24 protein-coding genes are annotated in these 25,347 nt (G+C 74.5%); 16 read left to right on the top strand and 8 right to left on the bottom strand.

The annotated features are described in order from the left end of the window. Window positions 1-13: 13 nt before the first annotated feature. Entirely contained in the window at window positions 14-964 is a 951-nt protein-coding gene (locus DMH08_RS10915; RefSeq protein WP_125613409.1) for a GlxA family transcriptional regulator, read from the top strand. On the opposite strand, the gene DMH08_RS10910 is transcribed toward DMH08_RS10915, so the two are convergent. Both DMH08_RS10910 and DMH08_RS10905 read right to left on the bottom strand, forming a co-directional pair. Further along, window positions 945-2,225: an ABC transporter substrate-binding protein gene (locus DMH08_RS10910; RefSeq protein WP_125613407.1), complete on the bottom strand. Its 1,281-nt coding sequence runs from the start codon at window positions 2,223-2,225 to the stop codon at window positions 945-947. The genes DMH08_RS10915 and DMH08_RS10910 overlap by 20 nt on opposite strands. Then, the gene (locus tag DMH08_RS10905) at window positions 2,222-3,472 is read right to left on the bottom strand and encodes a Gfo/Idh/MocA family protein (protein ID WP_026400634.1); all 1,251 of its coding nucleotides are present in this window, start codon (window positions 3,470-3,472) and stop codon (window positions 2,222-2,224) included. The genes DMH08_RS10910 and DMH08_RS10905 overlap by 4 nt, the downstream gene beginning before the upstream one ends. 107 nt (window positions 3,473-3,579) lie before the next feature. On the opposite strand from DMH08_RS10905, the gene DMH08_RS10900 reads away from it, so the two are divergent. From DMH08_RS10900 to DMH08_RS40045, 3 genes are all read left to right on the top strand, one after another. Next, window positions 3,580-4,638: an ROK family transcriptional regulator gene (locus DMH08_RS10900; RefSeq protein ID WP_125613406.1), complete on the top strand. Its 1,059-nt coding sequence runs from the start codon at window positions 3,580-3,582 to the stop codon at window positions 4,636-4,638. Window positions 4,639-4,726: 88 nt separating this feature from the next. After that, on the top strand, window positions 4,727-5,023 hold the full coding sequence (locus tag DMH08_RS40050) for a hypothetical protein (RefSeq protein ID WP_158642291.1): 297 nt from the start codon (window positions 4,727-4,729) through the stop codon (window positions 5,021-5,023). Beyond that, the gene (locus tag DMH08_RS40045; RefSeq protein WP_026400631.1) at window positions 5,020-5,322 is read left to right on the top strand and encodes a hypothetical protein; all 303 of its coding nucleotides are present in this window, start codon (window positions 5,020-5,022) and stop codon (window positions 5,320-5,322) included. Before DMH08_RS40050 ends, DMH08_RS40045 begins: the two co-directional genes overlap by 4 nt. On the opposite strand, the gene DMH08_RS10890 is transcribed toward DMH08_RS40045, so the two are convergent. The 5 genes from DMH08_RS10890 to pdhA form a co-directional block, all read right to left on the bottom strand. Beyond that, complete coding sequence (locus DMH08_RS10890; protein WP_125613402.1) at window positions 5,319-6,434, bottom strand: AAA family ATPase; 1,116 nt, start codon at window positions 6,432-6,434, stop codon at window positions 5,319-5,321. The genes DMH08_RS40045 and DMH08_RS10890 overlap by 4 nt on opposite strands. After that, entirely contained in the window at window positions 6,431-7,084 is a 654-nt protein-coding gene (gene pnuC / locus DMH08_RS10885; protein WP_026400629.1) for a nicotinamide riboside transporter PnuC, read from the bottom strand. Before pnuC ends, DMH08_RS10890 begins: the two co-directional genes overlap by 4 nt. Window positions 7,085-7,173: 89 nt before the next feature. Continuing rightward, complete coding sequence (locus DMH08_RS10880; protein ID WP_125613400.1) at window positions 7,174-8,469, bottom strand: dihydrolipoamide acetyltransferase family protein; 1,296 nt, start codon at window positions 8,467-8,469, stop codon at window positions 7,174-7,176. After that, a complete protein-coding gene (locus DMH08_RS10875; protein WP_026400627.1) occupies window positions 8,466-9,485 on the bottom strand; it encodes an alpha-ketoacid dehydrogenase subunit beta in 1,020 nt (339 codons plus the stop codon). Before DMH08_RS10875 ends, DMH08_RS10880 begins: the two co-directional genes overlap by 4 nt. An 11-nt stretch (window positions 9,486-9,496) precedes the next feature. After that, the gene (pdhA, locus tag DMH08_RS10870; protein ID WP_026400626.1) at window positions 9,497-10,651 is read right to left on the bottom strand and encodes a pyruvate dehydrogenase (acetyl-transferring) E1 component subunit alpha; all 1,155 of its coding nucleotides are present in this window, start codon (window positions 10,649-10,651) and stop codon (window positions 9,497-9,499) included. A gap of 170 nt (window positions 10,652-10,821) precedes the next feature. Between pdhA and DMH08_RS10865 the strand changes: the two genes are divergently transcribed. Further along, window positions 10,822-11,454, top strand: a complete 633-nt coding sequence (locus tag DMH08_RS10865) for a GntR family transcriptional regulator (RefSeq protein WP_026400625.1) — start codon at window positions 10,822-10,824, stop codon at window positions 11,452-11,454. Window positions 11,455-11,482: 28 nt separating this feature from the next. Here the strand turns inward: DMH08_RS10865 and DMH08_RS10860 are convergent, their stop codons facing one another. After that, window positions 11,483-12,166: a GntR family transcriptional regulator gene (locus DMH08_RS10860; RefSeq protein ID WP_026400624.1), complete on the bottom strand. Its 684-nt coding sequence runs from the start codon at window positions 12,164-12,166 to the stop codon at window positions 11,483-11,485. 95 nt (window positions 12,167-12,261) lie between these two features. On the opposite strand from DMH08_RS10860, the gene DMH08_RS10855 reads away from it, so the two are divergent. The 11 genes from DMH08_RS10855 to DMH08_RS10805 all read left to right on the top strand — a co-directional run bounded on the left by DMH08_RS10855 (window position 12,262) and on the right by DMH08_RS10805 (window position 25,317). Next, complete coding sequence (locus tag DMH08_RS10855) at window positions 12,262-13,491, top strand: NRAMP family divalent metal transporter (RefSeq protein WP_026400623.1); 1,230 nt, start codon at window positions 12,262-12,264, stop codon at window positions 13,489-13,491. 7 nt (window positions 13,492-13,498) lie between these two features. Next, entirely contained in the window at window positions 13,499-14,125 is a 627-nt protein-coding gene (locus DMH08_RS10850; protein ID WP_026400622.1) for a 5-oxoprolinase subunit B family protein, read from the top strand. Next, window positions 14,122-15,012: a biotin-dependent carboxyltransferase family protein gene (locus DMH08_RS10845; protein ID WP_125613398.1), complete on the top strand. Its 891-nt coding sequence runs from the start codon at window positions 14,122-14,124 to the stop codon at window positions 15,010-15,012. The genes DMH08_RS10850 and DMH08_RS10845 overlap by 4 nt, the downstream gene beginning before the upstream one ends. Then, window positions 15,009-15,806 carry a putative hydro-lyase gene (locus DMH08_RS10840; protein ID WP_125613396.1) on the top strand — a complete coding sequence of 266 codons (798 nt, stop codon included), beginning with the start codon at window positions 15,009-15,011 and terminating at the stop codon, window positions 15,804-15,806. The genes DMH08_RS10845 and DMH08_RS10840 overlap by 4 nt, the downstream gene beginning before the upstream one ends. A gap of 57 nt (window positions 15,807-15,863) precedes the next feature. After that, window positions 15,864-17,231, top strand: coding sequence for a protein kinase domain-containing protein (locus DMH08_RS10835; RefSeq protein ID WP_125613394.1), 1,368 nt, complete (start codon window positions 15,864-15,866; stop codon window positions 17,229-17,231). Between the two features lie 240 nt (window positions 17,232-17,471). Further along, on the top strand, window positions 17,472-18,752 hold the full coding sequence (locus DMH08_RS10830; protein ID WP_199747733.1) for an ABC transporter substrate-binding protein: 1,281 nt from the start codon (window positions 17,472-17,474) through the stop codon (window positions 18,750-18,752). Next, entirely contained in the window at window positions 18,749-19,675 is a 927-nt protein-coding gene (locus DMH08_RS10825; RefSeq protein ID WP_026400618.1) for a carbohydrate ABC transporter permease, read from the top strand. The genes DMH08_RS10830 and DMH08_RS10825 overlap by 4 nt, the downstream gene beginning before the upstream one ends. After that, window positions 19,672-20,568, top strand: coding sequence for a carbohydrate ABC transporter permease (locus DMH08_RS10820; RefSeq protein ID WP_233617521.1), 897 nt, complete (start codon window positions 19,672-19,674; stop codon window positions 20,566-20,568). Before DMH08_RS10825 ends, DMH08_RS10820 begins: the two co-directional genes overlap by 4 nt. 2 nt (window positions 20,569-20,570) lie before the next feature. Then, complete coding sequence (yicI, locus tag DMH08_RS10815) at window positions 20,571-22,907, top strand: alpha-xylosidase (protein ID WP_125613392.1); 2,337 nt, start codon at window positions 20,571-20,573, stop codon at window positions 22,905-22,907. Then, window positions 22,907-24,298, top strand: a complete 1,392-nt coding sequence (locus DMH08_RS10810) for a GH1 family beta-glucosidase (protein WP_125613390.1) — start codon at window positions 22,907-22,909, stop codon at window positions 24,296-24,298. Before yicI ends, DMH08_RS10810 begins: the two co-directional genes overlap by 1 nt. A gap of 11 nt (window positions 24,299-24,309) precedes the next feature. Then, window positions 24,310-25,317: a LacI family DNA-binding transcriptional regulator gene (locus tag DMH08_RS10805; RefSeq protein WP_026400614.1), complete on the top strand. Its 1,008-nt coding sequence runs from the start codon at window positions 24,310-24,312 to the stop codon at window positions 25,315-25,317. Window positions 25,318-25,347 lie beyond the last annotated feature (30 nt).

Raw genomic sequence — 25,347 nt, 5'->3', positions numbered from 1 at the left:
GAGGTTCTCGCCAATGCGCGCAGTGGAGGCGCACACGGTCGCGGTCGTCGTGGTGCCGCCGGTGATGGCGTTCGACGTCACCATCCCGCACATGGTGTTCGGCGCCGGGCCGGGCTACGAGCTGCGCGTGTGCGCGGCCGAGCCGGGCGTCCCGCTGGAGACGGTGGGCGGTCTCGACGTCGTCGCGCCGCACGGGCTGGACGCCGCGGCGGGCGCCGGGACGGTCCTCGTCGTGGGCGGGGGAGGGCGCGCCGACGTGGACGCGCGGGTCCTGCGGGCGGTGCGCGGCGCGGCGTCCGCCGGGGCGCGCGTCGCGGCGATCTGCACGGGCGTGTTCGTGCTCGGCGAGGCGGGCCTGCTGGACGGCCGCCGCGCCACCACGCACTGGGGCCTGACCGCCGCGCTCGCCGAGCGGTTCCCCGCGGCGACCGTGCTGCCGGACGTCCTGTACGAGGCGGACGGCCCTGTGCTGACCTCGGCCGGCGCGGCCGCCGGGATCGAGCTGTGCCTGCACATCGTGCGGACGGACCGGGGCGCCGCGGCGGCCGCCGAGATCGCGCGGCTGACCGTGGCGGCGCCGCCGCGCCCCGGCGACCAGGTGCAGGTGGTGGACGACCCGGTGCCCGCCGAACCGGACGCGTCGCTGGCCGCGACCCGCGCGTGGGCGCTGGAGCGGCTCGCCGAGCCGCTGTCGCTCGCCGACCTGGCCCGGCACGCCCGGGTCAGCACCCGCACGCTGTCCCGCCGCTTCCGCGCGGAGACCGGCCTCAGCCCGCTGCGGTGGCTGCTGCACCGGCGGGTCGACCGGGCCTGCGAGCTGCTGGAGACGACGCGGCTGCCGATGGACCGGCTGGCGCGCCTCACGGGCCTGGGCAGCGCCGACTCGCTCCGCGCGCACGTCGTCCGCCGGACGGGCGTGCCGCCGTCGGAGTACCGGAACCGGGTCAGCCCGTCAGTGCGGTGAGGGCCGCCTGGAGGTCGGCGGCGGCCCGGTCGACGGTCGTGTCGCCGGCGACGGCGGCGGCGACGTGGTCCTGGATCGCGGCCGACACCTCGTTGTAGCGGACGACGGCGGGCCGCGGCCGCGCGGTCCGCAGGCCCTCCTCCAGCACCGGCAGGTACGGGTACCGCTCGACCATCCCGGGGTCGTCGTAGAGCGCCGCGAGCGACAGCGGGAACGACTGCGCGCGCCCGTACTCGCGCTGGACCTCCGGCCCGACGATGTGCGCGACGAAGTCGCGGGCGGTCGCCTGGTGGCGGGAGAACGCCGACACCGCGAGGTTGTTGCCGCCGAGGGTGCCCGAGCCCGGCCCGTCCAGCCCGGGGATCGGCGCGACGTCGAACCTCCCCTCCACCGCGGACGACCCGTCGCCGGCCGCCGCGAGCGCGTACACGTACGCCCAGTTGCGGTGGAAGACGAGGTCGCCCTCCTGGAAGGCGCGGCGGCCGTCCTCCTCCATGAACGTGGCGGCCTTCGCCGGGATCGTCCCGTCCTCGAACGACTCGACGAGGAACCGCAGACCGGCCTTGGCCGCGGGCGTGTCCACCGCGGGCCTCCCGGACGCGTCGAACACCGCGCCGCCCGCCGACTGCACCGCCTCCGCGTAGTTGACCGTCAGCCCCTCGTACTTGCCGTGCTGGCCCGCGTAGCAGCCGACGTCCCCGCCTTCGGGCAGCCTCCGCACCGCGGCGCACTGCTCGCGCATCCGCGCCCACGTCGCCGGGGGCCCGTCGAACCCGGCCTTCTCCAGCAGGTCCGTCCGGTAGTACAGGACGCCCGTGCCGGTCAGCCACGGCGCCGCGTACAGCCTGCCCCGGTACTTCCCGGTCTCCAGGGACGCCGGGACGAACGTGCCGGTGTCGACGAGCCCGTCCGACAGCGGCACGATCCAGCGGTGCGCGGCGAACTCGGCCGTCCACACGGCGTCGAGCCGCACCACGTCGTAGGCGTCCGACTCGATCCGCATGTTCTGGACGAGCTGCTGCCGCGCCCGGTCGCCGTCCTCGGGAAGCTCCACGATCCGGACCCGCTCGTCCGGGCGGGCCCGGTTCCAGCCGTCGGCGAGCCGCTGGACCGTCCGCGTGAGGTCCTTGCCGGTCGCGAACGTGATGGGCCCGCGCCCGTCGTTCGTCCCGGACCCGCCCGACCCCCCGGAACAGGCCCCCAGCACGAGGAGGAGCGCCGGGACGAGCGCGACCGCGGCGCCCGCCCGCCCGGCCTTCACGGCGCACCGCCCGCGCCGAGGTCGACGACCGTGCCGTCGCGGCGCGCCCGCTCGGCGGCCCACACGACCCGGTGGGAGGCGAGGCTCTCGGCGGCGCCGGTGCCCAGCCGGGACGGGTCCCCGGTGGCCAGCGCCTCGGCGAACGCGTCCGCGAGCGCGTCGTCGCCGCCGCCGTGCCCGCCGGCGTCCCCGCCCGGCCGCAGCACCTCCGTCCCGCCGGTGACGAAGTCGTGCACCGCGATGCTCGCGCCGTCGCCCTCGATCGACCCGGACGTCCCGAACACGCGCGTCCGCCGCTGCGCGGCCGGGGTGAACGCCGTCATCGTGAACACTCCCGTCGCCCCGGACGGGAACTCCATGTTCACCACCTGGTGGTCGACGACGTCGTTGTCGCACGCGTACACGCACCGCCCGTACGGGCCGTCCCGCAGCGCCCGCAGGACGCCCTCCTCGGTGCGCTCGCCGGTGACCGCGCCGAGCGGCCACTCCTCGCCCCGCCGCAGCCCGCCCAGGTACAGGCGCGGCGCCGAGTACGCGCAGCGCGGCTCGGCCGCGCAGTCGAGGCAGCGGTCGGCGGCCCCCTCGGGCCGGTTCTCCGGGCGGAAGTGCGACAGCCGCCCGAACGACGACACCCGCGCCGGGGCCTCGCCCATCACGTGGACGAGCCAGTCGAGGTCGTGGCACGACTTCGTCAGCAGCATCGGCCCCGACTCGTCCTCCCGCCGCCAGTTGCCGCGCACGTACGAGTGCGCGTGGTGCCACCACCCGACCGGTTCGAGATGCTGCACGCTGAGCGGCGTCCCGATCCGTCCCGCCGCGATCAGCCCCCGCACCGCCCGGGTGTAGGGGGTGTAGCGCAGGACGTGGCACACGGCGAGCATCACGCCCGCCCGCTCGACCGCGTCCGCGACGCGCCGGGCCTCCGCCTCCGACGGCGCCATCGGCTTCTCCAGCAGGACGTGGCAGCCCAGCCCGGCGAACGCGACCGCGGGCCCGGCGTGCTCGGCGTCCTGCGTCGCGACGATCACGCCGTCGGCGACGCGGCCCGCGTCCGCCATCTCCCGCCAGCCGGGATACCGGCGCTCCGGCGGGATCCCGTGCTCGGCCGCGAACCGCTCCCGCCGGACGGGATCGGGCTCGGCCACGGCGACGATCCGCGCCCGTCCGCCGCGCCGGATCCGCGCCGCGTACCCGGCGCCCCGCAGACCGGCTCCGGCCACCGCGACCGCAGGGCCCCCGTCGTCCATCGCCACGCCCTCCGAGCTGGGTATATTCGACCCGCCGCCATCCGACCGGCGTTACGCAATCTTCTTTCACAAAGTCGACCGTCCACCGACCGCTGTCAAGGGGCGACGTGACCCGACCGCCTTCGCACGGGGCAGACCCCTCGGTGCTGCGCCGCCTCAACTCCGCCGCGACGCTCCGCGTGCTCCGCGCCGGCGGCGAGTTCACGCTGTCCGGGCTCGCCGAGCGGATCGGGGTGTCGCGCCCCACCGCCGAGGGCGTGCTCGGCGACCTCGCCGCCCGCGGGCTCGTCGCCGAGGTCGCGCCCCGGCACGGGGCGGGGCTCGGCCGCCCCGCCCGCCGCTACCGCTTCCGCGCCGAGGCCGGCCACGTCCTCGGTTTCGAGATCGACGCGCACCGGGTGCGGCTGCTGGTCGCCGACCTCGCCGGGGACGTCGCCGGCGGCCACCGCGCCGACCTGCCGCCGGACGCCCCGCCCGCGGAGCGGATCGCGGCGGTGCGCGCCGCCGTCAAGACGTGCCTGGCCGCCGCCCGGGTCGCGCGCCGCTCGCTGCGCGCGGTCGCCGCCGGGACCCCCGGCGTCGTCGACCCGTCCGGCACCGTCGCGTCCTGCACGGTCGTCCCCGGCTGGGCGGGGGTGCCCCTCGGCCGCGAGCTGGCCCGCTCCTTCGCCTGCCCCGTCCTGGTCGAGAACGACGCCAACCTCGCCGCGCTCGCCGAGCGGTGGCGCGGCGCCGCGCGCGACGCGGACGACGTCGTGTGCGTCCACGCGGGCCTGCACACCGGCGTCGGCGTCCTCATCGGCGGCCGCCTGCACCGCGGCCGCGGCGCGGCCGGGGAGATCGGCATGCTGCCCGAACTGGGCCTCCGCGACACCGCGGCCGCCCTCGCCGCCGAACCCGTCGGGCGGGTGGCCGCCCGGATGGCGCGCGGCGTCGCCGCGATGGCCCTCGCCCTCGACCCCGAGACGATCGTCGTCGGCGGGCCCCTCGTGCGTCCCGGCGGGCCCCTCGTCGCCGAACTCGCCGCGCACGTCGGCCCGCTCTGCCTGCGGCCCGTCCGCGTCGAGGCGTCCCCGCTCGGGGACGAGTCGGTGAGCCTCGGCGCCGTCCGGCTCGCCCTCGACCGCGTCGACGAGGACCTGTTCTCCCTCGACCCGGCGCGTTGATCGGACGCCCGCGCCCCGCCCCGGCCATCATGGGAGGCGATGTCGGCGGCGCGCGGTAGCGTCTCCGGGACCGACGGAGGGGAGTCCGATGAGCGCCATGCCGACCGAACCCCCGCGCCACCACGGGCGGGTGCACCGCATCCCGCGCACCATCGACGGCATCGGCGCGCACCTGTCCCGCGAGAAGCGCGCCGCGTTCATCGCCGAGGTCCGCGGCGCCGAGCAGGGCCGCGAACTCGACGACGTCCTGTCCGGCTGGTACGCCGAGGCGATGCTCGACCAGCTGCCCGACCGGGAGCGGCGCCGCGCCCGCGCCCTCGACCGGCGGGGCGCCGTCGCCCTCGACGACATCGCCGCGCGCCGCGGTCCCCGTCCCCGCGGGTGACCGCCGGAGCGCCGCGACGGGAGAAGAGCGGCTGGACCGTCTACTGCTCGGAGGTCGCGGCCGACGTGCTCGAGTCCGTGCCGCCGCCCATCCGGGACGATCTGGTCGACTTCCTCTGCGACCTCGCCCGGCACGGCGGCACCGCCGTCGACGCGGGCCTGCCGCCGCCGGGCCGCCCCCTCGACGGCGTCGGCGTCCACTACACCCACAGCGCGCCCGGCACCGCGGCCTGCATCGAGTACCTCGTCCTCGCCGACATCAAGGAGTTCTACGTCGCCGACCTCGTCTGGGCCGGTTAGCGCCGGGCGGTCAGGGGAGCCGCGAACGGCCAGGGCTCGGCGAGGAGGCCGTCGGCCGCGGCGACCGCGGCGGCCAGGCGCTCCTCGTGGGGGCCGGTGACCGCGACGTGGGGGAGGCCGCGCCGCTTCAGCTCCTCCCGGAACCGGTCCGCCATCCACGTCCGGACCGACTCGCCGTCGCGCCAGCCGTCCTGCACGAACGGGACGCCCGCCGGATCGGTGAGGATCCACAGGTGGTGCGGGACGCGCTCGTGGACGGCCTCGACGTCGGGCGCCGGGCCGCCGACGTAGCGCTCGTGCCACACGGCCGTCGCGAACGCGTCGGTGTCGCAGACGAGCAGCGGCGAGCCCGACCGGGCGGCGGCGTCCTCCAGCGCGGCGTGCCGCTCGGCGATCCGCGTGAACTCGGCGGACTCCCACACCAGGTCGTCCAGCCACAGCGACGCGTCGCCGGCGTCCCGGCGCGCGGCGGCGAGCTTCTCCTCGGTGTAGGTGCGGCCGTACTCGGGCACCCACCGGGTCGCCGCCCACACGCCGCCGCGTTCGGCGTAGTGCGCGGCCAGCGCGCGCGCCAGCGTGGTGGTGCCGCTCGATTCCGCGCCGACCACCACCACCCGGCGGGCCAGGTACGCGCGGACGGGCGGGGAGAGCCACTGCCAGTTCCCGGCCGGGTCGGCGCGGACGGCCGTCCCGCTGACGGGGAACCGCTCCCGCGGCGGGTCCACCGGGACGTGCGCGGCGGAGAACCGCGCGGCGAGCTCGGGCCCGTAGGGCTCGGAGCTGAACACCGCGTCGACCGGCGGGACGTTGACGCCGAGCCCCGAGCGGAGCGCGAGCCCCGCGCGGAACGCGGCGACGTGCGCCGACCACGCCGCGTCGGACTCGTAGTCGATCTCGGCGTCGTCCACGACCGGGACGACCTCGACGTTCGGCTGCCGGTGCGCCTCCCGCAGCCACGCCGTCCGCAGCGCGAGGGGGACGCTCTCGACGCTGGACGCCGCGACGACCACGCTCACCCGGGCGCACGCCGCGGCGGCGGTGTCGATCAGATGGTGGTGCCCCGCGTGCGGCGGGTAGAACTTGCCGATGACGAGGCCGTGCTCGTACGTCATGCGGCCGCCGGGGCGGGCTCCGCGCGTCCGGTGCCCCGCCAGTCCCGGTACCAGGCGGTGAGGCCGGCCACGCACAGCGACAGGAAGACGATGTAGAGGGCGCTCGTCAGCTTCAGGTCCTTGTGGAAGTACAGCGGGATGTACACGAGGTCGGCGATGATCCAGATCCACCACGACTCGAGCAGTTTGCGCGACTGCCCGTAGATCGCCATCAGCGACAGGGCCGTCGTCAGCGCGTCCCAGAACGGGACGGTCGAGTCGGTGAACGCCGTCAGCAGCCAGGTGATCGCGGCGGTCCCGGCCGCGCCGGCCGCGAGCAGCGCCGCCCACTCGGCGCGGGTCGTGCGCCGGACGGGCAGGGCGTCGCGGCCCTCGCCGCCGTACAGCCACACCCACCAGCCGTACGCCTGCAGCCCGATGTAGACGATCTGCAGCCCCGCGTCGGCGTACAGCCCGCCGTCGAGGAAGACCAGGCCGAGCAGGACGACGTTGGCGATGCCGATCGGCCAGTTCATGATGTTCTGCCGGACGACCAGCCACACATTGACCGCGCCCGTCGCGAAACCGAGCAGCTCCGCCCACGTGGTCGGGACCGAGCCGAGGTGGAAGGCCGGGTCGAGCAGCGGCCCCAGGGGAACGTTCACCGCCATGACCGCGATCTTCGCATATCACCGGCGGTCCGGTCCCGTCCGGGGAACCCGGGCGGGACCGGACCGCCGGCCGAGCGGCGGGCCGCCCGTCAGGCCACGATGAGCAGCGGGTTCTCCAGCAGCTCCGCCAGCCGCGCCAGGAACGCGGCGGCCGTCGCGCCGTCGCACGCCCGGTGGTCCACCGACAGCGTCACCGCCATCCGCTTGCCCGGGACGACCTGGCCGTCCCGCACCACCGGCTCGTCCCGGACGGCGCCCACGGCGAGGATCGCCGCCTCCGGCGGGTTGATCACCGCGGAGAACGAGTCGACGCCGAACATGCCGAGGTTGCTGACGCTGAACGTCCCGCCGCTCATGTCGTTCGCCGACAGCTTGCCGTCGCGCGCCCGCCCGGCCAGCTCCCGGGTCTCGCGGCCGATCTCCGACACGCTCTTGCGGTCGGCGTCCCGGACGACCGGGACGACCAGGCCGTCCTCGACCGCGACGGCCACGCCGACGTGCACGCGCTTGTGGAAGAGGAGGCTCTCCTCCGTGTAGGAGACGTTGACGGCCGGGTGCTCGCGCAGCGCCGTCGCGCACGCCTTGACGACCAGGTCGTTCACGCTGACCTTGGCCGGGGCGAGCGCCTCGTTGACCGTCCGGCGGAACGCGACGAGGGCCTCGGCGTCCACCTCGCGGTTGAGGTAGAAGTGCGGCGCGTTCTGCTTGCTCTCGGTGAGCCGCCGGGCCGCGACCTTGCGGAACCGGTTCAGCGGCACGGCCTCGACGTCCGGGTCGTCGGCCCGGGACGCGGCCGCGGGCGCGGCGGGCGCGGACGGCGCGGCGGCGGGCGCCTGCTGCGGCGCGGCGCCGCCGGAGCGGACCGCGGCCTCGATGTCGGCGCGGACGATCCGTCCGCCGGGGCCCGAACCGGACAGCGCGGCCAGGTCGATGCCGTGGTCGCGGGCCAGCCGCCGCGCGAGCGGCGACGCGGGCGGGCGGGACGCGCCCGTCCGCCGCGGCGCCGGGGCGGGCGCCTCCGGCTTCGCCGCCGGAGCGGGCGCGGCCTCGGTCTTCGGCGCGGGCTCCGGCTCCGCCTCCGGTTCGGCCTTCGGTTCGGCCTTCGCCTCGGGCGCCGGCTCGGCCGCCGGGGCGGCGCCGGACGCCGCGCCCTTCGGCACCACGACCGCGATCGGCGCGCCGATCGCCGCCGTCTCGCCCTCCCCGACGAGGATCTTCTCGAGCACGCCGGCCTCGTAGGCTTCGTACTCCATGACCGCCTTGTCGGTCTCGATGTCCACCAGGACGTCGCCGACCGCGATCTCGTCGCCCGGCTGCTTCTGCCAGGAACTGATGACGCCCTCCTCCATCGTGTCGGAGAGGCGGGGCATGAGGATCTCGGTCATGAAGCGGTCTCCAGGGCGGCGAGCCGGCCGGTCGCGCGGAGGGTGTCGCGGGCGGCGGTGAGCAGGGACCCGGCGGACGGCAGCGCCGCCGACTCCAGGGACTTGGCGTAGGGGAGCGGCACCTCGGCCATCGCGACGCGCCGCACCGGCGCGTCCAGCCAGTCGAAGGCGCCCTCCTGGATGGTGGCGGCGATCTCGGCGCCGATGCCGTAGGTCAGCCAGTCGTCCTCGGCGACGACGGCGCAGCCCGTCTTGCGGACGGACTCCACGATCGTCGCGCGGTCCAGCGGGCGCAGGCTGCGCAGGTCGACGACCTCGGCGGAGATCCCCTCGCCGGCGAGGGTCTCGGCGACCTCGGCGGCGACGCGCGCCATCCGGGAGTAGCCGATCAGCGTGATGTCGGTGCCGGGGCGGGTGACGGCCGCGCGGCCGATCTGCCCGGGCGCGACGTCCTCGACCGCGGCGGGCAGCTCGCCCTTGGTGTTGTAGAGGGCGAGGTTCTCCAGGAACAGCACCGGGTCGTCGTCGCGGATCGCGGCCTTGAGCATGGCGGACGCCTCGGCGGGCGTGCTCGGCGCGACGACCTTCAGGCCCGGGATGAACGAGTAGAACAGCTCGACGTTCTGCGAGTGGGTGGCGCCGAGCTGCTGCCCGCCGCCGCCCGGGGTGCGGATGACCATCGGGACGCTGGCCTGCCCGCCGAACATCCCGTAGATCTTCGCCGCGTGGTTGACGATCTGGTCGAGCGCCAGCAGCGAGAAGTTGATCGTCATGACCTCCACGACCGGGCGCAGGCCCAGCATGGCGGCGCCGATCGCGGCGCCGACGAACCCCTCCTCGGCGATCGGGGTGTCGCGCACCCGGCGCGGCCCGAACTCCTTCAGCAGCCCCTCGGTGATCTTGTACGAGCCCTCGAACAGCCCGATCTCCTCGCCCATCAGGAAGACGTTCTCGTCCCTGATCATCTCGGCGCGGAGCGTGTCCCGGAGGGCCTGGCGGTAGGTGACGGTTGCCATCGGACGGCTCCTCAGGAACTGAATACGGGGTCCGCGGGCAGGCGGCGCAGCTCGCCCGGGACCGGGGTGGCGTAGGTGTAGTCGAACAGGGTGGAGACGTCCGGCGCGGGGCTCTCGTCGGCGAACGCCGCGGCGGCGTCGACCTCGGCGGTGACCTCGGCGTCCAGCGCGTCCCGCGCGTCGTGGGACAGGATGCCCCGGTCGGCGAGGTCCAGCGCCATGCGGGCCAGCGGGTCGGCGGCCTTGAGGGACTCCCTCTCCTCCTTCGACCGGTACCGGGCCGGGTCGACGACCGAGTGGCCCTTCAGCCGGGGGCTGATCGTCTCCAGCAGGTAGGGGCGGCTCTCCGCGCGGGCCTTCTCGACCGCGAGCACCGCGGCGTCCCGCACGGCGACGACGTCCGTCCCGTCGACGCGGGCGGACTCCATCCGGTAGGCGGCGCCGCGCTTGTACAGCTCCGGCTCGGCCGAGGAGTTCTCCACCGTGGTCCCCATGCCCAGCCCGTTGTTGATCACGACGAACACGGCGGGGAGGTCCCACAGGCCCGCGATGTTGAGCGCCTCGTGGAACGCGCCGATCGCGGTCGTCCCGTCGCCCATCTGGCACATGACGACGTCGTCGCCGCCCCGGTAGCTGACGGCGAGCGCGGCGCCCGCGGCGAGCGGGAGCTGCCCGCCGACGATGCCGTAGCCGCCGAGCAGCCGCGCCTCGGTGTCGAACATGTGCATGGACCCGCCCCAGCCCTTGGACACGCCGGTGGAGCGGCCGTACAGCTCGGCCATGACGCGGTCGGGGCCGATGCCCTTGGCGATCGCGTAGCCGTGCTCGCGGTAGTTCGTGAACAGGTAGTCGGTGGGCCGCAGCGCGGCCATCAGCCCGACGACCGTGGCCTCCTCACCGAGGTTCAGGTGGCAGTAGCCCCCGATCTTCGCCTCGGTGTACGCGCGCGCGGCCCGCTCCTCGAACCGGCGGATCAGCAGCATCTGCCGGTAGTAGCCGATGAGCGTCTCCGCGTCGGTGTCCGGGCCGACGGTGCCGGTCGGCGCGTCCGCGTCCGGCGCGGCCGCCGTCTCGGGGGCGGTCTGGCGCCCGGACGCCTTGGCGCCGCGCGTCCTGCGGGTGCGGGCCGGGGCGGCGGTGCCGGCCGACCTGGTCGTCTCAGCCATCGGCGACCTTCCTAACTCGGGGGTAACGCCGTAGGATCGCCACGACGCTCACCGATCATCATTGATCTATGATCGATCATATTCTACCTCGTCAAGACCCGCTTACCCCGCCGCCGGACGGCCCCCCGGTCAAGCTTTACTTACCGGGCGTAGGACTACGATGCAGTACCGTGAACGCGCCCACTCCCGCCCAGCTGCTCCGCACCGGTCTCGCCGATCAGATCCGCGAGTTCATCGTGGAGGGCATCAGCGCCGGCCGCTGGGAGCCGGGGGAGCGCATCGTCGAACGGCGCATCGCGTCCGAGCTGGGCGTGAGCCAGGGGCCGGTGCGCGAGGCGCTCCGGCAGCTCGAGGCGCAGCGGCTGATCGAGTCGCTGCCGAACCGGGGCGCGCGCGTCCGCGACTTCACCGAACGCGACCTCGCCGAGATCTTCCCGGTGCGGGCCGGCCTCGAGCGGACGGCCGTCGAGCTGGCGCTCCCGCACATCGGCGAGCGGCTGGACGCCCTCGAGGAGCACAACCGGCGGCTCGCGGAGGCCGCGCGGGACGGCGACCTGCACGCGCAGATGCGGCTGAGCATCGCGTTCCACCGGGAGATCGTCGAGACGGCCGGCAACCGGCTGCTGGTGTCGGTGTGGGAGGGCCTCGGCATCGAGCTGTGGACGACGCTGTCGCTGCGCCTGCACCAGACGGAGATCTACTCCAAGTCGGCCGAGCACGCCGAGCTGATCGAGGCGTTCCGGCGGCGCGACCCCGAGGCTCCGCGCATGCTGCACGACCACGTCATGAACTACGCGCCGTGAACGGGCGGCGGCGCACCGTGGGGGCCGGTCACTCCTTCTCGCGGTAGGCCCGGATGAGCTGGGCCTCCGCGTCGTCCAGGTAGGACCGCAGTTCCCGCTCGGCCGCCTCGTGCTCGCCGGCCGCCAGCAGGTCGTACATCCGCCGGTTGCGGGCAAGGTACGGCTCGTGGAACTCGCGCGGCGACCCCATCTCGTGGAACACCAGGCGCATCTCCGCCATCAGGTGGCGGATCATCTCGTCGACCCGCGGGCTCCCGACGAGCGCCGCGACGGCCCGGTGGAAGCGGATGTCGGCGGTGCCGACGTCCGGCCAGCGGCCCGCGGCGGCGGCGGCCTCGCCGTCCTCGACGGCCTCCCGCACGCGGTCGACCGCCTCCCGCCCGGCCGCGGGGGCGCACCGGACGCCCTCGCACTCCAGGATCCGCCGCACCCGGTACAGGTCGGACAGCCCGTCGGCGCCGACGCGGCGGACGAACACGCCGCGGTTGAACTCGTGCACCAGCAGGCGCTCCTGGACGAGCAGCCGGAACGCCTCGCGCATCGTGTTGCGCGAGACCTTCACGGCGCGGCACAGGTCCTCTTCGGGGAGGCGGGCGCCGGGGACGAGCGCGCCGTCGGTGATCTGGTCGCGGAGCAGGTCGGCGACCCGTGCGGCGGTGCTCGAGCGGTCCAGCCCGTGGCGGGCCGCCGCGATGTCATCGAGCCACGTCACGGGATCAGCTTAGCGGAATGGGTCCACAAGGGGATTGCTGGATTGTTGAACAATCCTTACGCTTGCGGAAAGCCGTACCCCCGAAGGGCCCGATCATGACCGACTCCACCAGCGTGGACGCCACCCCCGCCCCGCCGGACCGATCCCGGCGCGGCGCACTCATCGGCGCCATGTTCCTGATGGCCACCAGCGCCATCGGCCCCGGATTCATCACCCAGACCACGGTGTTCACCGCCCAGCTCGGCGCCGCGATGGCCTTCGCCATCCTCGTGTCCGTGCTGGTGGACATCGCGATCCAGCTCAACGTGTGGCGCGTCGTCGGGGTCTCGGGCAGGCGCGCCCAGGACCTCGGCAACCGCGTCGTGCCCGGCGGCGGCTACGCCCTGGCGGCACTGGACGTCTTCGGCGGCCTCGTGTTCAACATCGGCAACGTCGCCGGGACGGCGCTCGGCCTGAACGCGCTGTTCGGCCTGGACGTCAAGATCGGCGGGGCGCTCTCGGCGCTCGTCGCCGTCGCGATCTTCCTGAGCAAGCGCGCGGGGATCGCGATGGACCGGATCGTCGTGGTGCTCGGCGGCGTGATGATCCTCATGACGCTGTACGTCGCGATCGTGTCCGACCCGCCCCTCGGGGACGCCCTCGTGCAGGCCGCCGCCCCCGAGGAGGTCGACTTCCTCATCATCACCACGCTGATCGGCGGGACCGTCGGCGGATACATCACCTACGCGGGCGCGCACCGGATGATCGAGTCCGGGATCACCGGGCCGGAGCACGTCTCCCGCATCAACCGCAGCGCGGTCACCGGCATCCTGGTCACCGGCCTGATGCGGGTCCTGCTGTTCCTCGCGGTGCTCGGCGTCGTCGCGGGCGGCGCGAAGCTCGCGGAGGCCAACCCGGCGCCGTCGGCGTTCGAGCACGCCGCCGGGGAGGCGGGGCTGCGCGTGTTCGGCCTGATCATGTGGTCCGCCGCGATCACCTCGGTGATCGGCGCGTCGTACACGTCGGTGTCGTTCCTGGTGTCGTTCTGGTCCGTCGTCGAGAAGTACCGCAACTGGTTCGTCGTCGGGTTCATCGCGGTCTCCACGGTGATCTACCTGGCGATCGGGACGGCCCCCGCCAAGCTGCTGGTGCTCGCGGGCGCCCTCAACGGGCTGATCCTGCCGTTCGGGCTCGCCGTCCTGCTGTGGGTGGCGGCGCGCCGCCGCGACCTGCTCGGCGGGTACCGGTTCCCGAAGTGGCTGCTCGCGCTGGGCATCGCCGCCTGGCTGCTGTCCCTGTACCTCGGCTGGAACTCGCTGTCCGGCCTCGACGAACTCTGGGCGTGAGGCGCGGGTGCGGATCCTGCCGAGCGGCGACGCCGCCCTCCTGGTCGAACTCCCCGGCCTGCCGGAGATGCTGGGCCTGTACGCGGCCCTGGCCGCGGCCCCGCCGCCCGGCGTCGCCGACATCGTCCCGGCGGCCCGCACCCTCACCCTCCTGCTCGACCGCGGCGCGGACCCGGCCGCCGTCGCCGGCGCCGTGCGCACCGCGCGGCCCGGCGCGGCGGCCGGGACCGCCGGCACCGTGGAGATCCCCGTGACCTACGACGGCCCCGACCTGCCCGAGGTCGCCCGGCTGACCGGGCTGACGCCCCGCGAGGTCGCGGCCGCGCACGCCGCCGCGCCCTGGCGGGTCGCCTTCACCGGGTTCGCGCCCGGCTTCGGCTACCTCGACGGCGGCGACCCCCGGCTGGACGTCCCGCGCCGGGCGGTCCCGCGGGTGCGCGTCCCGGCGGGCGCGGTCGGCCTCGCCGGGCGGTTCAGCGGCGTCTACCCCGCCGAGTCGCCCGGCGGCTGGCAGCTCATCGGGTCCACCCGGGTGCCGCTGTGGGACCTCGACCGCGACCCGCCCGCCCTGCTGCGGCCGGGCGTGCGGGTGCGGTTCGTCGAGGCGGCCCCGGAGAGCGGGGCGGCGCGGTGAAGCGGCTCCTGGACGTCCTCGCGACCGGCCCGCTCGCCACCGTGCAGGACCTCGGCCGCCGCGGCCACGCGGCGCTCGGCGTCGGGACGTCCGGGGCCGCCGACCCCGCGTCCCTGCGGCTCGCGAACCGCGCGCTCGGCAACCCCGAGGGCGCCGCGGCGATCGAGGTCACCCTCGGCGGCCTGCGGGTCCGCAGCCGCGGCGGCGTGTTCGCGGCCGTCACCGGCGCCCCCGCCCCGCTCGTCCTGGACGGCCGCCCCGCCCCGCCGAACGCCGTCCTGCACGTCCCGGACGGCGCGGAGCTGCGGCTCGGCGTGCCGCCGACCGGGCTGCGCAGCTACCTCGCGGTCCGCGGCGGCGTCGCCGTCCCGCCCGTCCTCGGCTCCCGCGCCACCGACACGCTGTCGGGCCTCGGCCCGGCGCCGCTCGCACCCGGCGCCGTCCTGCCCGTCGGCCCGCCCCCGGACGCCCCGCCGCTGCTGGACGTCCTGCCCGTTCCGCCGCCGCCCGCGGGGACCGTCGAGCTGCGCGCCGTCCCGGGGCCGCGGGACGACTGGTTCGCCCCCGGCGCCCTCGACGCGCTGTTCGGCGGCGCGTTCGAGGTCACCAGCGAGACCGACCGCGTCGGGATGCGGCTGGACGGACCGCGTTTGAAGCACGCGGATCGCGGCGAGCTACCCAGCGAGGGGACGGTGACCGGGGCGCTGCAGGTCCCGCCGTCCGGGCGTCCCGTGCTGTTCCTCGCCGACCACCCGCTGACCGGCGGCTACCCGGTCATCGCCGTCGTCGCCGCCGCCGACGTGGGGCGCGCCGCCCAGGCCCGCCCCGGGCAGCGGCTCCGGTTCCGTCCCGTCCCCGCACCGGACCTCAGGCAGGAGTCGCCATGACCCGGACCGCCCCCCTCGACCCGAAGGCCCTGACCCCCGGCCAGGCCCGCGCGCTGTTCCGCGCCGGGCTGCGCGTCCCCACCGCCGGCTGGTGCGCGGGACGGACGCAGGCGAACCTCATCGCCGTCCCCCGCGACCAGGCGTACGACCTGCTGCTGTTCGCGCAGCGCAACCCGAAGCCGTGCCCGCTGCTCGAGGTCACCGACCCCGGCGCGGTCTCCGCGCCGATCTTCCCCGGCGACCTGCGCACCGACCTGCCCGGCTACCTCGTGTACGAGGACGGCGAGCCGGTCGCCGAGGTCACCGACGCCACCGAGTACTGGCGCGACGACCTCGTGTCCTTCCTGATCGGCTGCAGCTTCACGTTCGAGGCGGCGCTCGGCGACGCGGGCGTCCCGATCCGGCACGTCGAGCAGGGCGTGAACGTCCCGATGTACCGGACGGACCGGACGTGCAGGCGCGCGGGCGAGTTCGGCGGCCCGCTCGTCGTGTCGATGCGCCCGGTGCCCGCCGCGCGGGTCGCCGACGCCGTCCGCGTCACCGCCCGCTACCCGTCCGTCCACGGCGCCCCCGTGCACGTGGGCGACCCCGCCGAGCTCGGCATCACCGACCTCGGCCGCCCCGACTACGGCGACCCCGTCGAGGTGCGGGCGGACGAGATCCCGGTGTTCTGGGCGTGCGGCGTCACCCCGCAGGCCGCCGTGACGGCGTCCCGGCCCAAGTTCGCGATCGGCCACGCCCCCGGGCACATGGCGATCACCGACGCGCGCGACACCGACTACCTGGTCCCCTGACCCGCCCCGCGATCCCGCCTCCGCGAGGCGGGATCCCTGCTGGCATAGGCTGCGGGCATGCCGGAGACCGTGGGGCCGGGCGACCTGCCGGGGGAGCGCTACCGCATCGAGGGGCTCCTCGGCAGCGGCGGCATGGCCACCGTGTGGCGCGCCCACGACCTGGTCCTCGACCGCCCGGTCGCCGTCAAGGTGCCCCGCGACGGGTGGCCGGACGAGTTCACCCGGCGGCTGCGGCGGGAGGCGCGGGCCGCCGCCGGGCTCGTGCACCCGAACATCACCGGCGTGCACGACTACGGCGAGCACCGCGGCGTCCCGTACGTCGTGATGGAGCTGCTCGACGGGGAGACCCTCGCCGACCGGCTGGCGCGCGGACCGCTGCCGTGGCGGGAGGCGGCCGAGGTGTGCGCGGTCATCGCGGACGCCCTCGCCGCCGCCCACGCGGCCGGGGTCGTGCACCGCGACATCAAGCCCGCGAACGTCTTCCTCACGCCGGTCGCGGTGAAGGTGCTCGACTTCGGCATCGCCTTCACCGGGCCGGACGGTGCGGGCGGGCCGGTCCTCGGCACCCCGGCCTACACCGCTCCCGAGCTGCCGGCGGGCGCGCCGCCGTCCCCGGCCGCGGACGTGTTCTCGCTCGGCGTCGTGCTCCGGCAGGCGCTCACCGGCGGGCCGCCCGAGGCGGCGGACCTGCCCGCCGACGTGCCCGCGGACCTCGCCGCGCTGTGCCGCCGCTGCGCCGATCCGCGCCCCGGCGCCCGGCCGGGCGCGGCGGAGGCGGCCCGCGCGCTCGCCGCGGTCGCGGGCGTCCGGCTCGTCCGCGTGCCGCCCGAGGCCCCGGCCCCGACGCCCGGGCCGGGGCGGCACGACCGGACCCGCGTCCTCGACGACCCGCTCCCGGGCCCCGACCCGGCCACCCCCGCGGACGGGCTCACGGACGGCCTTGCCGACGGGCCCGCGTCGGCCCGCCGGCCGTTCGCCATCGCGGGCGCGGTGGCGGGTGCGGTGGCGCTGGTGGCGGTGCTGCTGGCGGCGCTGTCGCCGGACGACCCGCCGGCGGGCGGCGCGCCCCCGGCCGGGACGGACGGCGGGCCGCCGGCCGTCGCGCAGGGCGCGGCGTGCGAGGTCGCGTACCGGGTCGACGGGACGTGGCCGGAGGGGTTCCAGGCGACGGTGCGGATCACCAACCTCGGCGACGGCCCGATCGACGGCTGGCGGCTCGGTTTCGAGCTGCCCGACGGGCAGTCCGTCGCGCAGCTGTGGAACGGGACGCCGGTGCAGGACGGCCCCGCGGTGACGGTCACGCCCGCGGACTGGAACCGGTCGATCCCGGCGGGCGGCACGGTCGAGTTCGGCTTCCTCGGGAGCGGCGCCGGGGGAGGCGGGACGCCCGAGGGGTTCGTGCTGAACGGCTCGCGCTGCCGCTGAGCCGGCCCGAGTTGGGAGCGCTCCCAAATCGTTTGTGCAGGTCACGGAGGCGATCAGGAAATCGGGTGGGGGCAACCTATTGTGCGGCGCGCGCCCTCGGGCTAGCATCCCCGGCAATCGAAGCGCTTCGACGCCCGAGTCGAAGCGCTTCGATTGGAACGCGTACACCCCCACACCCCACCCCCGGACGTCCGCTCACTCGGACACCGGCTCCGTCCCACCCCCGGAGGAACCCCCATGATGAAGGCAGGCAGGGGCGCGGCCCTGCTCGCGGCGGTGGCCGCGAGCGCCCTCGCGCTCGCGGGCTGCGGCGGCGGCGACGCCGAGTCCGACCCGAACGTCCTCAGGCTCTGGCACTACGAGTCCCCCGACAGCGCCATGGGCGTCGCGTGGAACGCGGCGATCAAGGAGTTCGAGAAGACCCACCCGGGCGTCAAGGTCGAGTTCGAGGAGAAGGGCTTCGAGCAGATCCAGAAGACCGCCTCGATGGTCCTGAACTCCGACGACGCCCCCGACATCATGGAGTACAACAAGGGCAACGCCACGGCCGGGGCGCTGTCCAAGCAGGGCCTCCTCACCGACATGACGGCCGAGGTGGCCGAGCGCGGCTGGGACAAGCTGATCGACCCGAACGTCGCCGTCACCGCCAAGTACGACGACAAGGGCGTCATGGGCGGCGAGAAGTGGTTCGGCGTCCCGAACTACGCCGAGTACGTCATGGTGTACTACAACAAGGAGCTGTTCGAGGAGCACGGCGTCGAGGTCCCGACCACGATGGCCGAGTTCACCGAGGCGCTCGACGCGTTCGTCGCCAAGGGCGTCACGCCGCTGACCAACGCGGGCGCCGAGTACATGGCGCACCAGTTCGTCTACCAGCACGCCCTGGCGCGGGCCGACCGCACCTGGATCGACAGCCTGCAGCGCTATACCGGCCCGGTCGACTTCACCGACCCGGCGTGGACGCACGGCGCGACCACGTTCAAGGAGTGGGTCGGCAAGGGCTACGTCGACAAGAACACCGTCGGGCAGAAGGCCGAGGAGGCCGGGGTCGCCTTCATGAAGGGCGAGTACCCGATGATGTTCTCCGGGAGCTGGTGGTTCGGCCGCGTCAACGCCGAGTCGAAGTTCGACTGGGGCACGTTCGTGTGGCCCGAGGCGAAGTTCACGCTCGGCTCCAGCGGCAACCTGTGGGTCGTCCCGGAGAGCTCCGAGAACAAGGAGCTCGCCTACGACTTCATCAACATCACGCTGCAGAAGCACATCCAGAACCAGCTCGGCAACGCGGGCGGCATCCCGATCGCGGCCGACCCGGGCGCGATCACCGACGAGAAGTCGAAGCGGCTCATCGCGGACTTCAACGAGCTGGCCGAGGGCGGCAAGCTCGCCTACTACCCGGACTGGCCGGTGGCGGGCTTCTACGACGCCCTGGTCGCGCAGACGCAGCAGATCATGAACGGCGAGGACCCGAAGGAGGCCCTCTCCACCCTGCAGACCGCCTATGAGGACGGCCTGCCGGAATGAGCGGGCGGACGTCCGGGCGGGCCGGCGGCCTCGGCGGCCGGCTCGCCTACCTCCCCTACCTGCTGCCCGGGCTGCTGCTGTTCACCGGCGTCATCGGCGTCCCGTTCCTGATGAACATCGGGACGAGCTTCACCGACTGGTCGGGCGTCGGCAGCCCCGAGTGGGTGGGCCTGGAGAACTACGAGAAGCTGATGGGGGACGAGCGGTTCTGGTCCTCGTTCCGCAACAACGTCCTCGTGATCCTCGGGATGGCGATCGTCCCGACGGTGATCGGGCTGGTCCTCGCCGGCGCGCTGACCGACCTGATCGACCGGCACTTCGGGTCCCGCACCGCGGCCGTCCTGCGCGCCTGCATCTACCTGCCGCAGGTGCTGCCGGTCGTCATCGCGGGCGTGGTGTGGAGCTGGCTGCTCGCCCCCGACGACGGCGCGGTCAACGCGCTGCTGGAGGCGGTCGGGCTCGGCTCCCTCGCGCAGAACTGGCTCGGCGACCCGGACACCGCGCTCTGGTCCGTCCTGGCCGTCATGGTGTGGACGCAGATCGGGTTCCCGCTGGTGATCTTCATGTCGGGCCTGCAGCGGGTCGACCCGTCGCTGTACGAGGCGGCGGAGATCGACGGGGCGTCGTGGGCGCGCCGCTTCTGGCACGTCACCGTCCCGCAGATCCGCCCGGAGATCTTCGTGGTGCTGCTGTGGACGACGATCGCCGCGCTGAAGGCGTTCCCGCAGATCTTCGTCCTCACCAAGGGCGGTCCGGGCGGGTCGACGAACGTGCCGTCCTACTACTCCTACGTCAACTTCTTCGAGAAGCAGGACGTGGGCTACGGCTCGGCGATCGCGACCGTGCTGACCCTCGTGATCATCGCGCTGACCGTCGTCTTCCTGCGCGCGCAGGGACGCGAGCTGGAAGGGGAGGACCGGTGACCGCGACGCTCACCAAGCGGGCCGGCACGCCGGCCGGGGCCCGCCCGGACGCGTCCGGGCGCCGGCGCCGCCGCCGCGGCCCGGGCGCCTACGCGGTGCTGGTCGCGCTGGTCGCGATGGCGGGGATCATGCTGATCCCGTTCGCGGTCGTGCTGGCCAACGCGCTGAAGACCCCGCAGGAGTACTCGGCCAACGGCCCGCTCGCGCTGCCGGAGGGCGTCGACCTGGACGGCGTCCGCGCGTTCTGGGAGCGGACCGACTTCGGGCAGGTGCTGGTCAACAGCGCCGTGATCAGCGGCTCGGTCGCGGTCCTCGCGGTGCTGCTGTCCGTCCTGAACGCGTACGCGCTCGGGATCGGCCGCATCAAGGGGCGCATGTGGGTGCTCGTCCTGCTGCTGCTGGCGAACACGCTGCCGCAGGAGGCGCTGGTCTACCCGCTGTACTACCTGTCCAAGGAGTTCGGCCTCTACGACACCCGCATCGCGGTGATCATCGTGTTCACGGTGATCCAGAGCGCGTTCGGCACCTACCTGCTGTCGTCGGTGCTGTCGGCGTTCCCGCGCCCGCTGCTGGAGGCGGCCCGCATCGACGGCGCCGGACGGTTCCAGATCCTGTGGCGGGTCGTGGTCCCGGTGGTCCGGCCGACGCTGATGGTGCTGATGGTCTTCTTCTTCGTGTGGACCTGGAACGAGTTCCTGATCCCCATGGTCTTCCTCATCTCCAATGACAACCAGACGGTCTCGGTCGCGCTCGGCGTCCTGCAGGGCCAGCGGATGATGGACGCCACGATGTCCAGCGCAGCCTCGCTGCTCGGCCTGCTCCCGACCGTCCTCTTCTTCCTCGTCTTCCAGCGCACGCTGTCGCGCGGTCTCACGGCAGGAGCAGTGAAGTAGCAATGAAGTTCAGCGACGGCTACTGGATGATGCGCGAAGGTGTGCACGCGAGTCATCCGGTGGAGGTCCTCGACGTCGACGCCGGGCCGGACTCGCTCACCGTGCACGCGCCCGTCCAGCGGATCCGGCACCGCGGCGACCTGCTCAAGGGCCCGGTGGTGACGGTGACGGCGACGTCGCCGATGCCGGACGTCATCGGCGTGACGCTCACGCACTTCGCGGGGGAGCGGGCCCGCGGGCCGGCGTTCGCGCTGGCGGACGCGTCGCCCGACGTGGTCGTCGAGGCCCCGGAGGGCGGGGACGCGGCGACGCTGACGTCCGGCGCGCTCACCGTGCGGGTCCGGCGGGACGGGACGTGGGGCGTCGACTTCCTCGCGGACGGGCGGCGGCTCACCGGCAGCGCCCCGAAGGCCGCGGCCGTCATCGAGACCGACGACCGCTGGCCCGAGGGCCGCCGGCACTACGTCCGCGAGCAGCTCGACCTCGGCGTCGACCACGTCGTGTACGGGCTCGGCGAGCGGTTCGGCCCGCTGGCGCGCAACGGGCAGTCGGTGGACGTGTGGAACGCCGACGGCGGCACGGCCAGCGAGCAGGCGTACAAGAACGCGCCGTTCTACCTGACGAACGCGGGCTACGGGGTGTTCGTCGACCATCCGGGACGCGTGTCGTTCGAGGTGGCGTCGGAGGTCGTGACGCGGACGTCGTTCAGCGTCGAGGGCCAGTCGATGCGGTACTTCGTCATCTACGGCCCGACGCCGCGCGACATCCTGCGCAAGTACACGGCGCTGACCGGCCGCCCGGCGAAGCTGCCCGACTGGTCGTTCGGGCTGTGGCTGTCGACGTCGTTCACGACGTCCTACGACGAGGCGACCGTCACGTCGTTCATCGACGGGATGGCCGAGCGGGGCCTGCCGCTCAGCGTGTTCCACTTCGACTGCTTCTGGATGCGCGAGTACCGGTGGTGCGACTTCGAGTGGGACCCGCGCGTGTTCCCTGACCCGCCGGGGATGCTGCGGCGGCTGAAGGAGCGCGGCCTGCGGATCTGCGTGTGGATCAACCCGTACATCGGGCAGCGGTCGCCGCTGTTCGAGGAGGGGCGCGCGAACGGCTACCTGCTGACGCGCCCGGACGGGGACGTGTGGCAGTGGGACAAGTGGCAGCCGGGCCTCGCGGTCGTCGACTTCACCAACCCCGAGGCCCGCGAGTGGTACGCGGCGAAGCTGGACGCGCTGCTGGAGATGGGCGTCGACTGCTTCAAGACCGACTTCGGCGAGCGGATCCCCACGGACGTCGTGTACCACGACGGGTCCGACCCGGAGCGCGCGCACAACTACTACACGTACCTCTACAACAAGACCGTGTTCGAGCTGCTGCAGAAGAGGCGCGGCGAGGACGACGCGGTGGTGTTCGCCCGGTCGGCCACCGTGGGCGGGCAGCGGTTCCCGGTGCACTGGGGCGGCGACTGCGAGTCGACGTTCGAGGCGATGGGGGAGAGCCTGCGCGGCGGCCTGTCGCTCGGCATGACCGGGTTCGGGTACTGGAGCCATGACATCGGCGGGTTCGAGGGCACGCCCGACCCCGCGCTGTTCAAGCGGTGGATCGCGTTCGGGATGCTGTCGTCGCACAGCCGCCTGCACGGCAGCCACTCCTACCGGGTGCCGTGGCTGTTCGACGAGGAGTCCGTCGACGTCCTGCGCGCCTTCACGGAGTTGAAGATGCGGCTGATGCCGTACCTGGCGGGGGCCGCGCGGCAGGCGTACGAGGAGGGCCTGCCGATGATGCGCGCGATGGTCCTGGAGTTCCCGGACGACCCCGCCTGCACGCACCTCGAACGGCAGTACATGCTCGGCGACGACCTCCTCGTCGCCCCCGTGTTCGCGCAGGACGGGACGGTCGCGTACTACGTGCCGGACGGCGTGTGGACGCACTTCGCGACGGGCGAGCGGGTCGCGGGCGGCCGCTGGGTGCGGGAGACGCACGGGTTCGACAGCCTCCCGCTGCTGGTGCGTCCGGGCGCGGTGGTCCCCGAGGGCGCGGTCGGCGACCGTCCGGACTACGACCACGCGGACGGCGTCACGCTGCGGGTGTACGAGCCCCGCGAAGGCCTCGGGGACGGCGCGCGGGTCGTCACGCGGGTCGGGGACGCGGTGTTCACCACCGAACGCGACGGCTCGGCCGTCCGGGTGGCCGCGTCGGGCGCGGGCGCGTGGAGCGTCCTGCTCGTCAACGCCCGCGCCGCCGCCGTCGAGGGCGGCACGGCCGCCGCGCACCCGCAGGGCGTGCGCGTCGAGGCGGCCGCGGACGAAGTCGTCATCACGCTGGAAGAAGGGCAGGACTGATGGGATTTCCCGAAGGCTTCCTCTGGGGCACGGCGACGGCGTCCTACCAGATCGAGGGGGCGGCGGCCGAGGACGGCCGCGCGCCGTCCGTCTGGGACGTGTTCAGCCGCACCCCGGGCAAGGTCCTGAACGGGGACACGGGCGACGTCGCCACCGACCACTACCACCGGTGGCGCGAGGACGTCGCGGCGATGGCCCGGCTCGGCGTCGGCGCGTACCGGTTCTCGATCTCCTGGTCGCGCGTGCTGCCCGGCGGAGCGCCGAACCCGAAGGGCATCGACTTCTACTCGCGCCTGGTGGACGAGCTGCTCGACCACGGCATCGCGCCCGTCGCGACCCTCTACCACTGGGACCTCCCGCAGGAGCTCGAGGACGCCGGCGGCTGGCCCGCGCGCGACACCGCGCACCGGTTCGCCGACTACGCCGAGCACATGGGGCGGGCCCTCGGCGACCGCGTCCACACCTGGACGACGCTGAACGAGCCGTGGTGCTCGGCGTTCCTCGGCTACGCGTCCGGCGTGCACGCCCCCGGCCGCACCGACCCCGTGGACGCGCTGAAAGCCGCGCACCACCTCAACCTGGGGCACGGGCTGGCGAACCGGGCGCTGCGCGGGACGGTGTCGCCGTCCGCGCAGCACTCCGTCACGCTGAACCTGCACCACCTGCGCGGCGAGGACGAGGCCGTCCGGCGGGTCGACGCCGTGTCGAACCGGGTGTTCCTCGACCCGATGCTCGGCCGCGGCTACCCCGCCGACCTGCGGGACGACACCGCCGGGCTGACCGACTGGTCGTTCGTGCGCGACGGCGACGAGGACGCCGTCGCCGCGCCGCTGGACGTCCTCGGCGTGAACTACTACTCGCCGACGCTCGTCCGGACCTGGGACGGGACGTCGCCGCGCGAGCACGCCGACGGGCACCGGCAGGGGGCGGCGACGCCGTTCGTCGGCTGCGAGGACGTCGAGTTCGCCGAGCAGCCCGGCCCGTACACGGCGATGGGCTGGCCGATCGACGCGACCGGCATGGAGGAGCTCCTCCTGCGGCTGCACCGCGAGTACCCGGGCACGCCGCTGATGGTGACCGAGAACGGCGCCGCGTTCGACGACGAGGCCGCCGCGGACGGCGGCGTCCGGGACGGGCGCCGCGTCGCCTACCTGCGGGACCACATCGCCGCCGTCGGGCGCGCGATCGACGGCGGCGCCGACGTCCGCGGCTACTTCGCCTGGTCGCTGCTCGACAACTTCGAATGGGCCTACGGCTACTCGAAGCGCTTCGGCCTCATCCGCGTCGACTACCCGACGGGCGAGCGCACGTGGAAGGACAGCGCGTTCTGGTACCGCGACGCGATCGCGGCGCACGGGGCTACGATCGACGCTTCCCGGTCGGCGGAGTGACGGGACGGTCCGTGGTCAAGATCACCGATGTGGCGCGGCACGCGGGCGTGTCGCCGAGCACCGTCTCCTACGTGCTGAGCGGCAAGCGCTCGATCTCGGAGGAGACCCGGCGGCGCGTCCGCGCCAGCATCCGGGAGCTCGGCTACCGCCCGCACGCCGGGGCCCGCGCCCTCGCCAGCAGCCGCTCCAACGTCGTCGCGCTGATGCTGCCGCTGCGCAGCGGCGTCGCGGTGCCCGTCGTGATGCGGTTCGCGACGTCGGTCGTCACGGCCGCGCGCCGGCACGACCACGACGTCCTGCTGCTCACCCAGGAGGAGGGCGAGGACGGGCTGCGCCGCGTCGCCGACAGCGCGCTCGTCGACGCGCTCATCGTCATGGACGTGCAGATGCGCGACCCGCGGGTGCCGCTGCTGCGGTCCCTCGACCGGCCGAGCGTGCTCATCGGGTTCCCCGCCGACGCCGACGACCTGACCTGCATCGACCTCGACTTCCACGCGGCGGGCGCGGCCTGCGCCCGGCACCTGGCGGCGCTCGGGCACCGCGAGGTCGCGATGATCGGCTCCCCGCCGGAGGTGTACGCGCGGGAGACCGGCTTCGCGCGGCGGGTCACCGACGGGTTCGCCGAGGCGGTCCGCGAGCACGGCATGGCCGGCGGCGTCCACCCGTGCGAGGCGAGCGCGGACGCGGCGAAGGACCTGGTCGGACGGCTGCTGCGGGAGCGCCCGGACCTCACCGGGATCCTCGTGCACAACGAGCCGGTCGTCGACACGGTCGTCCGGGCGCTGCGCGCCGAGGGCCGCCGCGTGCCCGAGGACGTGTCGGTCGTCGCGATCTGCCCGGACGAGGTGGCCGAGCACGCCGAGACGCCGCTGTCGTCGGTCGCGATTCCGGCCGAGGAGGTGGGCGGCCGGGCCGTCGAGCTGCTCATGGCCAAGCTGGAGGGCGAGCCGGTCCCGGCGGCGACGCTGCTGCCGCCGACGCTGACGCCGCGCGCCAGCAGCGGCACCGCCGCCCGCTGACCCGCCCGTCCCGCACCGCCCGTCCCGCAC

The organism is Actinomadura sp. WAC 06369 (genome assembly GCF_003947565.1).
GTDB classification, from domain to species: domain Bacteria; phylum Actinomycetota; class Actinomycetes; order Streptosporangiales; family Streptosporangiaceae; genus Spirillospora; species Spirillospora rifamycini.
This window is presented reverse-complemented; position numbering and strand designations above follow the sequence as displayed.

Bases quoted from the DNA above. Each gene is read 5' to 3' on its own strand.
- DMH08_RS10915 (WP_125613409.1), top strand. From the start codon at position 14: ATGCGCGCAGTGGAGGCGCACACGGTCGCGGTCGTCGTGGTGCCGCCG.
- DMH08_RS10905 (WP_026400634.1), bottom strand. From the start codon at position 3,472: ATGGACGACGGGGGCCCTGCGGTCGCGGTGGCCGGAGCCGGTCTGCGG.
- DMH08_RS40050 (WP_158642291.1), top strand. From the start codon at position 4,727: ATGAGCGCCATGCCGACCGAACCCCCGCGCCACCACGGGCGGGTGCAC.
- DMH08_RS10890 (WP_125613402.1), bottom strand. From the start codon at position 6,434: ATGACGTACGAGCACGGCCTCGTCATCGGCAAGTTCTACCCGCCGCAC.
- pnuC (WP_026400629.1), bottom strand. From the start codon at position 7,084: ATGGCGGTGAACGTTCCCCTGGGGCCGCTGCTCGACCCGGCCTTCCAC.
- DMH08_RS10880 (WP_125613400.1), bottom strand. From the start codon at position 8,469: ATGACCGAGATCCTCATGCCCCGCCTCTCCGACACGATGGAGGAGGGC.
- DMH08_RS10875 (WP_026400627.1), bottom strand. From the start codon at position 9,485: ATGGCAACCGTCACCTACCGCCAGGCCCTCCGGGACACGCTCCGCGCC.
- pdhA (WP_026400626.1), bottom strand. From the start codon at position 10,651: ATGGCTGAGACGACCAGGTCGGCCGGCACCGCCGCCCCGGCCCGCACC.
- DMH08_RS10855 (WP_026400623.1), top strand. From the start codon at position 12,262: ATGACCGACTCCACCAGCGTGGACGCCACCCCCGCCCCGCCGGACCGA.
- DMH08_RS10840 (WP_125613396.1), top strand. From the start codon at position 15,009: ATGACCCGGACCGCCCCCCTCGACCCGAAGGCCCTGACCCCCGGCCAG.
- DMH08_RS10835 (WP_125613394.1), top strand. From the start codon at position 15,864: ATGCCGGAGACCGTGGGGCCGGGCGACCTGCCGGGGGAGCGCTACCGC.
- DMH08_RS10830 (WP_199747733.1), top strand. From the start codon at position 17,472: ATGAAGGCAGGCAGGGGCGCGGCCCTGCTCGCGGCGGTGGCCGCGAGC.
- DMH08_RS10825 (WP_026400618.1), top strand. From the start codon at position 18,749: ATGAGCGGGCGGACGTCCGGGCGGGCCGGCGGCCTCGGCGGCCGGCTC.
- yicI (WP_125613392.1), top strand. From the start codon at position 20,571: ATGAAGTTCAGCGACGGCTACTGGATGATGCGCGAAGGTGTGCACGCG.
- DMH08_RS10810 (WP_125613390.1), top strand. From the start codon at position 22,907: ATGGGATTTCCCGAAGGCTTCCTCTGGGGCACGGCGACGGCGTCCTAC.